Origin of the sequence: Limnobacter sp. (assembly GCF_964228395.1) — a bacterium.
In the GTDB taxonomy this organism is placed as follows: domain Bacteria; phylum Pseudomonadota; class Gammaproteobacteria; order Burkholderiales; family Burkholderiaceae_B; genus Limnobacter.
On record NZ_CAXQZX010000054.1, the window covers coordinates 1 to 7,282 of the forward strand.

Consider the following 7,282-nt stretch of genomic DNA (forward strand, 5'->3'; position numbering starts at 1 on the left):
AAGGGTGCCCCCACCCGCGGCTGGCCTACAAGCCCGTGTGTTGAGAGATGAAATGTTTGACCTGCCCAACATCGATGGGCATGTTGACCACGCGCTGAGGCAAATCTTCGATGCCTTGGTAAGCTTGGGGCACTGGCGGCGTTTGGCCTGTGGCCTCCACAATGGTGTCGGCGAATTTCACAGCCAGCGCAGTTTCAAGCACGACCATGGGCACCCCGGGCTCCACATGCTCGCGGGCCACTTTTACGGCATCGGCTGTGTGGGTGTCGATCAAGGTGCCGGTGCGCTTGTACACCTCGGCAATCGTGGCCAAACGGTTGGCGTGGCTGGAGGAACCCGACACAAAGCCATAATCCAATTCGATATTTTTGAAGCGAGAGTCTGCAGACAGATCAAATTGGCCATGGGCAGCAAGCTGATCCCACAGGGCCTTTAGCGCTTTGGGGTCGCGACCCAGCAGGTCGTACACAAAACGCTCAAAGTTAGACGCCTTGGAAATATCCATGGACGGGCTGGAGGTGATGTAGGTTTCAGCCGATTTGCGTGGGCGATACACGCCAGTTCGGAAAAACTCATCCAACACATTGTTTTCGTTGGTCGCCACCACCAACTTGCGAATGGGCAAGCCCATTTGGCGGGCAATGTGGCCCGCCAGCACATTGCCAAAGTTGCCAGAAGGCACGGCAAAGCTGACAGGGTCCCCAATGGTGGGTGCTGTGCGCAGGTAGGCGTTGAAGTAATACACCACCTGGGCAGAAATGCGCCCCCAGTTGATGGAGTTCACAGTGCCAATCTTTTGGCGGTTTTTGAACGCGAGGTCTTCGCTCACGGCTTTCACGATGTCTTGACAGTCATCGAATAAGCCATCGACCGCAATGTTGAAAATATTGGGGTCTTGCAGGCTGTACATCTGGGCGCGCTGGAAGGCGCTCATTTTACCGGCGGGGCTGAGCATGAACACACGCACCCCTTTTTTACCGCGCATGGCATATTCGGCCGCAGACCCAGTGTCGCCGCTGGTGGCACCCAAAATATTCAATTCCTGGCCAACACGACCCAACTGGTATTCGAAGAGGTTGCCCAACAATTGCATGGCCATGTCCTTGAAGGCAAGGGTTGGGCCGTTGGACAACTCAAGCACCTTCATGCCATCAAACAAGTCACGCACAGGCGTGATTTCGTCGGTGCCATACACCGATTTGGTGTAGGTTTTTGTGGTCAGCGCTTTTAAGTCAGCTTCTGGGATATCGGTGGCGTAAGGGCGCAGCACCTCGAAGGCCAGCTGGCCATACGGCAAGCTTTTCCAGCTTTCCAGCACATGCAGGGCCACCTGCGGATAAAACTCTGGCACGGCCAAACCACCGTCGGGCGCCAAACCTTCCAGCAAAATTTCAGAAAAATCCTGGGGCTTCATGCCCCCGCGACTGCTGAAGTATTTCATTTCAGCTCAGGTCCTCTACACGAATGCGGGTCAAGGGGCCATGCACACTGGCCAGGGCTTCAATTTTCTCAATCGCTTTGTTGACGTCGCCCTCCACACAGCGGTGGGTCAGCAACACGATTTCGGCGGTTTCTTGCTCTGCCGTGGCCTGGCGTTGAATCATGGCTTCAATTGAAATGTGGTGATCTGCCAGCAGACGGGTCACCTCAGCCAACACACCGGGTTTGTCATCCACGGCCAAGCGCAGGTAATAAGCGGTCACCACCTGGGCCACCGGCAACACATCCACAGCTTCAATGCCCTGGCTTTGGAAAGCCAACACAGGCACGCGGCTGGACAGTGGGGCCTGGCAAGCACGGGCAATCTCAATCAGATCAGCCACCACCGCCGAGGCGGTTGGCATGCTGCCCGCGCCTGCACCGTAATACAGGGTGGGGCCCACCGCATTGGCTTTAACCAGCACCGCATTCATCACGCCTTCGACGTTGGCGATCAGGCGCTTGGCTGGGATGAGCGTGGGGTGCACACGCAACTCAACGCCCTGTGCGGTTTTGCGCGCAATACCCAATAATTTAACGCGATAGCCCAATTGCTCGGCAAATTGAATGTCGTCGCGGGTGAGCTTGGTGATGCCCTCGATGTAGGCTTTTTCAAACTGCACCGGAATGCCAAAGGCCATGGAGCTGAGCAGCGTAATTTTGTGCGCAGCGTCGATGCCCTCGATGTCGAAGGTGGGGTCGGCCTCGGCATAGCCCAAGGCTTGGGCCTGGGCCAGCACCTCGCCAAAAGGCAGACCCTTGTCGCGCATCTCAGACAAAATAAAGTTGCATGTGCCGTTGATGATGCCAGCCACGTATTCGATCTGATTGGCGGCCAAGCCTTCCTTAATGGCCTTGATGACTGGAATGCCACCGGCCACCGCGGCTTCGAAGGCCACCATGACCTGCTTGGCCTGCGCGGCTGCAAAAATTTCATCCCCGTGCACAGCGAGCAGAGCTTTGTTGGCAGTCACCACGTGCTTGCCAGCCTCAATGGCGGCCAACACCAGTTGTTTGGCCACGGTGTAACCACCGATTAGCTCGACCACCACGTCCACATCATCGCGTTTGACCACGTCAAAGGCATCGTTGCTGATGTGCACATCGGCACCAGCCAATTCGCGAGCACGCTCGGTGTTCAAGTCGGCAATGGCGGTGATGCGAATGGGGAAACCCACACGGCGTTCAATTTCTGCCGCATTGGTATTCAGCACATTCACTGTGCCAGATCCAACGGTACCCACGCCCACAAGGGCCACGCGAAGAGGTTTGTTCATTTGTAAATCAGCCAAGGTGTTGTTTTCGGTAACTTTCCAGGAAACGTGCAATTCTACCCATTGCATCGCCCAAATCGTCTGTATTGGGCAGGAAAACCACCCGGAAATGATCGGGGTGGGGCCAATTAAAGCCTGTGCCCTGCACCACGAGTACTTTCTCGGCCTCAAGCAGCTCCAGGATAAAACGCTGGTCGTTTTTAATGGGGTAAAGCTTCGGGTCCAAACGCGGGAACAAGTACAGTGCGGCTTTTGGCTTTACACAGCTCACCCCGGGAATGGAAGTCATGAAGTCGTAGGCCAGGTCCCGTTGGCGCGTCAGGCGCCCCCCCGGGGCCACCAAATCGTTGATGCTTTGATACCCCCCCAGAGAGGTTTGAATGGCGTACTGCCCAGGCACATTGGCGCACAGTCGCATGGAGGCCATGATGCCCAAGCCATCAATGTAGTCGGTGGCATGGCGCTTGTCGCCAGAGATCACCATCCAACCCGCGCGGTAGCCGCAAGCACGGTAGTTTTTGGACAAACCGTTCATGGTGATGAACAGTACATCGTCGGCCAGTGATGCAATCGAGATGTGCTCTGCACCATCGAACAGCATTTTGTCGTAAATTTCGTCGGCAAAAACAATCAGCTGATGTTCCCGGGCAATTTGCACCAGCTCCTGCAACACCTCCACCGGGTACAAAGCTCCCGTGGGGTTGTTGGGATTGATGATGACCATGGCCTTGGTTTTATCGTTAATCAGGCTACGCAGGTGCTTGGTGTCGGGGTACCAATCGGATTGCTCGTCGCACAGGTAATGGCGAGGGGTGCCGCCCGAAATGCTGATGGCTGCGGTCCACAAGGGGTAATCGGGCGCTGGCACCAGCACCTCGTCGCCGTTGTTTAACAAGCCCTGCATACTCATCACGATCAACTCGGACACACCATTGCCAACAATGATGTCGTCAAGCGTGACCCCTTTGATGTTTTTCTGCTGGGTGTAATGCATGATGGCCTTGCGCGCAGCAAACAAACCCTTGCTGTCGCTGTAACCCGAGGCATCGCCCAGGTTGCGAATCACGTCTTGACGAACCTCATCAGGTGCCTCAAAACCAAATGGAGCAAGGTTGCCAATATTGAGTTTTAGAATGCGGTGCCCTTCCTCTTCCAACTGACGCGCTCGCTGCATCACCGGCCCGCGGATGTCGTAGCAAACATTGGCCAATTTGGCAGACTTCAGGATGGGTTTCATAATGACCTGTGAGTGGATTGTTGTGGTGAATTAATTTGCGCCGGGCAAAGTCTTATAATTTAACCGTTTAGGCCCTACCATGCCAAGGTTTGGGCCAGCTCTGGAGTGCATTTCGAATGAAATTTCAACCTGAGGCTTTGGATAGCCAGTTCATCGTTCAACGTTATGACGAGGATGGCGTGGTGATCAGCGGCTTTATTCACCGACAAAGTGTGGTGTTTGGCAGCAGCATGCCACCCACCCCATGGGAAGCCACAGCGACCGGGGGGCTGACCCTGTCGCACTGCGAAGCGCTACACGCGCAATGCCCGGCGGGCACAGAAGTCCTCCTGATTGGCACCGGCCCCAAGCAAGTGTTCCCGGGGGCCGAAGTGCGGCGTTTTTTTGCCAGCCGAAACTGTCCGGTGGAGTACATGGACACCCAAGCCGCTTGCCGCACATACAACATTCTGGTGGGCGAAGGCCGCCAGGTGATCGCAGCCCTGTTGATATAGAGCACCCCATGACCGCATTTGCCGCTTCGCTTATTCTGGCTGGGGTGTTGCTCAACGCCATGGCTCAATTTTTTTTGAAAATGGCCACCAACAAGGTGGGGGTCATCGAAGCCTCCAGCGCGCTAAGCCTGTCGGCCATGTCAGCGCTGTTCCTGCAATGGCCCATGATCCTAGGGCTGTTTTGTTATGGGTTTTCGCTGTTAATTTGGTTAATGGCCCTTTCCCGGGTGGATGTCACGCTGGCCTACCCCATGCTGGCCATTGGGTATGTGGTCAACGCACTGGCCGCCCAACATTTCTTGAATGAACCCGTTAGCCTGCAACGCTGGGTGGCCATTGGCGTGATTGTGCTTGGCGTGGCCTTGCTTGCCCGCTCTTAGGGTCCCAGTCCTTGGGGCCTTCGCAATTAGAAGCCCCGCGCTGTGGTTATACTGCTTGCATCAATGTTTAGTGATGTAAAAGGAGCCCAAACGGTGACAGTCGAACTGCAGCAACCCGTACCCGACTTTACAGCAGCCTGTACAGGCAGAGAATTCAAGCTGTCTGAGCATCTAGGCAAGCGCTTGGTGATTTACTTTTACCCCAAAGACAACACCCCGGGCTGCACCACGGAGGGGCAAAACTTCAGCGAGCTTCATGCCCAATTTTTGAAAGCCGACTGCGAAGTTTTCGGTATTTCACGGGATTCACTGCGATCTCACGAAAATTTCAAAGCCAAGATGGGATTTCCGTTTGAGCTAATCTCGGACCCCGACGAAAAGGTCTGCAAGCTCTTTGGCGTCATGAAAACCAAAAACATGTATGGCAAGCAAGTGATTGGAGTAGAAAGAAGTACCTTTGTTATCAACAAGAAAGGCACGCTGGTGCAGGAATGGCGGGGGCTGAAGGTGCCGGGCCATGCGCAAGCGGTGCTTGACTTTGTACAGACAATGACGGACTAATATCACATGGGCGCAGGCGTGACGACCCTGCGCAATTTTCCAGTTTTTTTCAACTTTTGATCGTTGACATGCCTCTGCCCAAAGAACCCAGCAAGCTCGCAACCACCCTCACCGACATTCCAGCCATACCCGCCCCCAAGGCCAAAAAGGCAAGTAGCAAAAAAACCAGCGCTTCTGGTTCACCAAGCATCTCCCCCGGCAGCATTGCCTCCCCCCCTACCCCGGGAAAGGCCGCCCTTGTGCTGGCCAGCAGCAACACGGTCACGGCCAAAGACAGTCGAGCCGAATCAGCATTGAAAAATGGTGGGAGCAGCAACTCAAAGGTAAAAAAGGCCCCCACCATCGCGCGCAGCAAGCGCCAGGTCAAAGACACGGGCAGAAAAATTTTTGTGCTCGACACCAATGTGTTGATGCACGACCCCAGCTCCCTGTTTCGATTTGAAGAACACGATGTGTTTTTGCCCTTGATCACCCTGGAGGAGCTGGACAATCACAAAAAAGGCATGTCTGAAGTGGCACGCCACGCGCGCCAGGTCAGTCGCTCCCTGGATGCTTTGATGGAAAATATTGAAGACATCGAGAAAGGCGTGGCCTTAAACCGCCTGGGCAATGCCGATGCTTTGGGTCGATTGCTGGTGCAGACCACCGAGTTGACCGCCGAACTACCCAAAACCCTGCCTGTGGGCAAGGCCGACAACCAAATTCTGGGTGTTGTGTTTGCATTGGCCAAGCAACACCCCGACAAAGAAGTGGCGCTGGTGTCCAAAGACATCAACATGCGCATCAAAGCGCGGGCCTTGGGGTTATTGGCAGAAGACTACTTCAACGACCAAGTGCTGGAAGACCGCGACCTGCTGTACTCGGGCTTTCAAGAACTGCCTGCGGATTTCTGGGAGAAAAACAGCAAAGGCATCGAGAGCTGGCAACAGGGGGGAAGCACTTACTACCGCATCAGCGGCCCATCGGTGAAAGACATGATGGTGAACCAGTTTGTGTATTGCGAAACAGGCATCCCTTTGATTGCCCAAGTGCTGGAGGTCAGTGGCCGCACAGCCGTGCTGAAAACCCTGCGCGACTTTAGCCACAACAAAAACAGCGTATGGGGCATCACCGCCCGCAACCGCGAGCAAAACTTTGCACTCAACCTGCTGATGAACCCTGAATGCGACTTTGTCACCCTGCTGGGCCAAGCTGGCACGGGTAAAACCTTGTTGGCCTTGGCGGCTGGCCTGTCGCAAGTGCTCGAGAGCAAACAGTACTCAGAGATTATCGTGACCCGCGCTACCGTGCCGGTGGGTGAAGACATTGGATTTTTGCCGGGCACCGAGGAAGAAAAAATGGCGCCCTGGATGGGGGCATTTGAAGACAACCTGGAGGTGCTGAACAAGCCCGACCCCAGCAGTGGAGAATGGGGGCGCTCTGCCACCACCGATTTGATCAAAACCAAAATACGCATCAAGTCCATGAACTTCATGCGGGGTCGAACCTTCATCAACAAATTTCTTATCATCGATGAAGCGCAAAACTTGTCGCCCAAGCAAATGAAAACTTTGATTACCCGCGCCGGCCCCGGCACCAAGGTGATCTGCTTGGGCAACCTGGCTCAAATTGACACACCATACTTGACGGAAGGCTCATCCGGTTTGACCTATGTCGTTGATCGCTTCAAGGGTTGGCCGCATGCGGGGCACATCACCCTGCAACGCGGAGAGCGTTCACGCTTGGCGGACTTTGCATCCGATAGCCTGTGATGTGAGGGGCTCGCTTGCTCCCTGAAGCCAGCAGGTCCATGCCCCTTGGCGACGGCCAATCTGTTGATCCCTCCCTGAGCCTCGCCTGAACTGAGGCCCGCCCTCC

Annotated in this window: 7 protein-coding genes; 4 read left to right on the forward strand and 3 right to left on the reverse strand. The window is 55.3% G+C overall.

Annotation, left to right across the window (positions count from 1 at the left end; genetic code table 11):
- Positions 1 to 25: 25 nt before the first annotated feature.
- The 3 genes from thrC to ACEQU8_RS04185 are packed head-to-tail and all read right to left on the reverse strand — an operon-like array spanning position 26 to position 3,990.
- Positions 26 to 1,441, reverse strand: a complete 1,416-nt coding sequence (gene thrC, locus ACEQU8_RS04175) for a threonine synthase (RefSeq protein WP_370261705.1) — start codon at positions 1,439 to 1,441, stop codon at positions 26 to 28.
- A 1-nt stretch (position 1,442) separates the two neighbouring features.
- Positions 1,443 to 2,756 (reverse strand): homoserine dehydrogenase, encoded by a 1,314-nt coding sequence (locus ACEQU8_RS04180; RefSeq protein ID WP_370261706.1) that lies wholly within the window; start codon positions 2,754 to 2,756, stop codon positions 1,443 to 1,445.
- 7 nt (positions 2,757 to 2,763) lie between these two features.
- On the reverse strand, positions 2,764 to 3,990 hold the full coding sequence (locus tag ACEQU8_RS04185; RefSeq protein WP_370261708.1) for a pyridoxal phosphate-dependent aminotransferase: 1,227 nt from the start codon (positions 3,988 to 3,990) through the stop codon (positions 2,764 to 2,766).
- A 116-nt stretch (positions 3,991 to 4,106) separates the two neighbouring features.
- Between ACEQU8_RS04185 and ACEQU8_RS04190 the strand changes: the two genes are divergently transcribed.
- The 4 genes from ACEQU8_RS04190 to ACEQU8_RS04205 all read left to right on the forward strand — a co-directional run bounded on the left by ACEQU8_RS04190 (position 4,107) and on the right by ACEQU8_RS04205 (position 7,176).
- A complete protein-coding gene (locus tag ACEQU8_RS04190; protein WP_370261709.1) occupies positions 4,107 to 4,484 on the forward strand; it encodes an Mth938-like domain-containing protein in 378 nt (125 codons plus the stop codon).
- Between the two features lie 8 nt (positions 4,485 to 4,492).
- Positions 4,493 to 4,864 carry an SMR family transporter gene (locus tag ACEQU8_RS04195; RefSeq protein ID WP_370261710.1) on the forward strand — a complete coding sequence of 124 codons (372 nt, stop codon included), beginning with the start codon at positions 4,493 to 4,495 and terminating at the stop codon, positions 4,862 to 4,864.
- 93 nt (positions 4,865 to 4,957) lie between these two features.
- A complete protein-coding gene (locus ACEQU8_RS04200) occupies positions 4,958 to 5,425 on the forward strand; it encodes a peroxiredoxin (protein ID WP_370261712.1) in 468 nt (155 codons plus the stop codon).
- A 68-nt stretch (positions 5,426 to 5,493) separates the two neighbouring features.
- Complete coding sequence (locus ACEQU8_RS04205; protein WP_370261713.1) at positions 5,494 to 7,176, forward strand: PhoH family protein; 1,683 nt, start codon at positions 5,494 to 5,496, stop codon at positions 7,174 to 7,176.
- The last annotated feature ends 106 nt before the right edge of the window (positions 7,177 to 7,282 follow it).

What these genes read in the sequence shown, in the direction of transcription:
- thrC (WP_370261705.1), bottom strand. Translation starts at nt 1,441, where the DNA reads ATGAAATACTTCAGCAGTCGCGGGGGCATGAAGCCCCAGGATTTTTCT.
- ACEQU8_RS04180 (WP_370261706.1), bottom strand. Translation starts at nt 2,756, where the DNA reads ATGAACAAACCTCTTCGCGTGGCCCTTGTGGGCGTGGGTACCGTTGGA.
- ACEQU8_RS04185 (WP_370261708.1), bottom strand. Translation starts at nt 3,990, where the DNA reads ATGAAACCCATCCTGAAGTCTGCCAAATTGGCCAATGTTTGCTACGAC.
- ACEQU8_RS04190 (WP_370261709.1), top strand. Translation starts at nt 4,107, where the DNA reads ATGAAATTTCAACCTGAGGCTTTGGATAGCCAGTTCATCGTTCAACGT.
- ACEQU8_RS04195 (WP_370261710.1), top strand. Translation starts at nt 4,493, where the DNA reads ATGACCGCATTTGCCGCTTCGCTTATTCTGGCTGGGGTGTTGCTCAAC.
- ACEQU8_RS04205 (WP_370261713.1), top strand. Translation starts at nt 5,494, where the DNA reads ATGCCTCTGCCCAAAGAACCCAGCAAGCTCGCAACCACCCTCACCGAC.